Source organism: Paraglaciecola sp., assembly GCF_030730205.1.
Taxonomy (GTDB): domain Bacteria; phylum Pseudomonadota; class Gammaproteobacteria; order Enterobacterales; family Alteromonadaceae; genus Paraglaciecola.
Genome location: NZ_JANQVQ010000126.1, coordinates 1 through 3,694, shown reverse-complemented (window position 1 = coordinate 3,694; position 3,694 = coordinate 1). Strand labels below are relative to the sequence as shown.

1 protein-coding gene is annotated in these 3,694 nt (G+C 41.9%); it reads right to left on the bottom strand.

Going from position 1 to position 3,694, the window contains the following annotated elements:
* Positions 1 to 3,694, bottom strand: a 3,694-nt coding sequence (locus NWQ57_RS09295; protein ID WP_306021876.1) for a hypothetical protein, incomplete at both ends; no start/stop codon positions are given.

Genomic DNA, 3,694 nt, shown 5'->3' with positions numbered 1-3,694 from the left:
CAATGTTGTCGATTTTCATCTTTCGATTTACGAGCGTTCCGCTGCCAAATATGGCGGGCGAAGATATACCAATCCCCATTTTTTTAGCATTCTCAATCACCCGCAGCAAACTGCTCCACTCTTCTTCATTCAAAAATAGACTCGCATCGATACGCCGAGGACTATTAACTGATTTTGTTGCAAAATTTGGCGTGCCTGTCACCGTGATGATCTTATCAGAGATGTTGATATGTCTAATCTGTAGATTTCGAATTTCGCGTTTACGAAGTGCTAGCCTAAAAGCCAGCATTAGTACGACAATATGCATGTCAATTTCGAGCTGAGTAAGCGAAGTACCAGAGCCATTGCCATGACCGTTTCTCAAATAGTCTTTCGCTCGTTCATAGTCAGCCATCGGTAGAAGTCTCGCGATCCCTACTCTCTTTTTCACCTTGCGTTCGACAAGCGGTTCAATCAATCCCCAATCTGGGGTGTCAATGGTAAAGTTATTATTTACCTCACTATGAAAATTTTTAAAACACCGAAGCACCTCGTGCTTGTTTTCGTAATTTGATTCAGAGACAGCACAAAAATAAAGCTCTTCAAGTGACTCTTCGTCGTTTTCCAAAAATGCATCATCTTGCACTCGCATTTGTAATTGGTCGGCAATAATCGTTAGGTAATTGCAGACCGTACCCGATGCGATTTTACTACCTTTCTTGACGGGCGAAGGATGTTGACTTGCTTTGACACCGTAAAACAGCCATAAAATCAAAAACTCAGTGCACATATTGGATACACCGAGGAGATGCTTGAGCGTTTTCGTTGTAGCGCCGACGTAATTGGCCCATTGGTTTAAGATGACTTTCTCAACAGAGATATCTTTTGACGAATCGTTCATTTCCCTTAGCACTTTGAGTGTTTTTTGAACGAAATCGCGTTCATTTTGCATCACCAATTTGCGCAATGTGCTATTAGGTTTTAGCGCATTCAATACACGTCGACGCCGCACTGGGTAAGATTTCGAGGGAGTAAGTTCGTTTTTGTTCTCGTAAAAATGTCCACTACTGTGTTTAAACAATCTCGCAATATCTTGTGGCGAATAGTCTCCCGGAAGGACAGTGTCTTTGGAAGCCGATACAGAAAGGCGAGACTGCGTTGATAAACCATATTCTGATACAAATCTGCAAATCATCTCTAATGATAAGAATGTAGGCAGCCCTGGCCCGATGACTTTTGACGCCTCTTTCAGCCAATCTTTCAGCATTTTTGTCGTGTCTTTAAAGTCAATGCGATACTGCTCAACCGTTTCTAGCTGCATCAATAAATAGCTGCTTAACCAATTGATTGGGCAAGACACACGAGCCGTGTTTTTTGAACTAGCTTGGAGCAATAAGGTACTTTGATACTGAATGATTGAGACTGCCGCTGATTGACCTAGCCCAATTAACTGCATGGCAATACAAGGCTGGTATAACACTAAACTGATAAAAAATGCGCTTTTAGAAGACAACGGCAATCTGCCATTTGAAATACAATCGAGAAAGCTATTTTGGAGCTGTTCGACATAGCTACTGTATTCAATCAACTGCAACGAGATATTATTGTCTGATTTATTTAACGCATTTATTTGAGCGATGACGCTCGCCTGCCCCGCTCTTTCATAGGTTTTTTGCCAACTGGTGTAATACTGTTCAACGAGTTGATTGAGATGCTCACCGCTTTTAGGTACTTCTAGATTGCTGGGTAAGCTAGCTACTGCTTGCTCAATGTTTGCCCCTGATACTGTCTGCTTGAGTAACGCTTTGAAATTTTTTTTAGCGAATCGATATGCAAACTCCGAATTTTCCTGTCGTTCAATATACCCTGGCGGATACAACATTGCTTTTCCGGGTAGCCTTTCTAGCGAGTATGCACCTCGCAACGATTGCGCCTTCAACGATGTGAACCCCATGCCCTTGAGCAAACTATCGAAAGAACTCGATATGCCGTCATCATTAAGCCAAGATAGCGAAACACTCATCTCATCAATTACGTGGTGCCCCTGATTAATGTGTCCTGTGAGCTGCTGCCTATATTTGAATAGCGCCGGCGGGATATGACTACAAACAAAGTGGCGCGTAAAATTTCCAGGAAGGGTGAAGTCATCACCTAAAAAGGTATTAATTGATTTAGATGACAAAGACTGCCATTGACCTTCAACGATAAGCCCTAAAAGTGGCTGACCTGTCAGAGTGTGAAGTTGCCTGCCAGAGCCATAACGACGGGGTTGGTAAAGAGATAGAAGCAACTTCGCTAAATCAGGATAATGCTCAAGCAAGGCATGTGAGGTAACGCGAAGTTGCATACGATATTCGTCTAATAACGAACCAAGCAGTCCTGGCAAGGGTATTAATCTTGTGGGAGATTCACCCCGATGATATTTGTCGCAGACAAAAAAGTAGCCGCCTGACTCGCATATCGTGGCATAGTCAAAAAAATAATTGGCATGTTGGCGAAGGGCGCCACAAAAGGCAAAAGCTAGTGAGACCATAGATGCAAAATCATTATGCCTTTGAATAACTAGCTCTGCATTTACATTAGAGTCATCAAGTAACGTTTGAAGTGTGTCATTTTTATTTTTAATACGGCCGACAAGTTTATCTATATCCACACACATCCTGCTGCCGATAAACACATCTCGGTATAATTCAGCGCCGACAGTATCAACTCCCAAATGACTCAATGCTTGAGCGTAATGAGTCTGTAATTCTTTTTCAGACAAGCTTAAATAGTAAAGGGTACTGGGGTTACTAAATTCTGAGCTAGCAAAAATTAAGGACGCAGACGAAGCGTCGACAGTATGTGCAATTTCAGAGTAAAGCGCATAACGCATTGATTTTTGCGTTAACTGCCTAAAACCATACCCGAGAGTAAACTTTAGATTGTTAAGGTACGCATTTAACGATTTAGACAGGTCAGGCTTATCGAGGCCCAACAATCGATATAGTGGCACGCCATTACCCATTTCAATAGCGTCAATGCGTAATTTTTGCGCTTGACATTTAAGCGCATCTACAATCGCCGAGGGAAGGTATAAATGTAAGAAATAGTCGTGGGGTTTCAACCAGGGTAATTGATCCGCTGTTGGATTAAAACTTTTTTCAAACTCTAGAGAGTGCCGACGCCACACACCAGTTTTTAAACAAATCGAGTTAATGAATCTATCGTTAAAAGTGGTTGTCACCACAAAAGAAGTGAGTCTTTCGAGCGAAGACGCAGTCAACATCATGATAGATAGAACCAACGCCTCCCTTGAAAAGTCATCATCATATAAATCGTTCAAGAGCTGCCCAACCACAGCCTGCTTCTCATTTAAAGCTAATGCATAGTTAAGTCCTGGTAAGTGCAGTGCATATTCCGGTTTTCTTTGATAATCATGAAAGTTGGGCTTAAGCGTTTCTCTAGAAGTAAGCGATGAAAAAACACACTTTAATTTTAGTTTTATGTAAACTACTACTGATTCATCGTCTTCGACATCGATGTCGTCCTGACTGATCGATAGATTCTTGAGTGAGTCGAGGAATCTTTCACTCTTTTTCGGTAGAGAGTCAGCTTCATCAGTCACTTGCAGCGTTTCTATGTCACTTTCATTTATGACTTCAGACTCATCATCCCCGTTTGATCGAACAATAGCAGTAGTCACTGACTTAGATTTAGGTGCAAGATCAATATC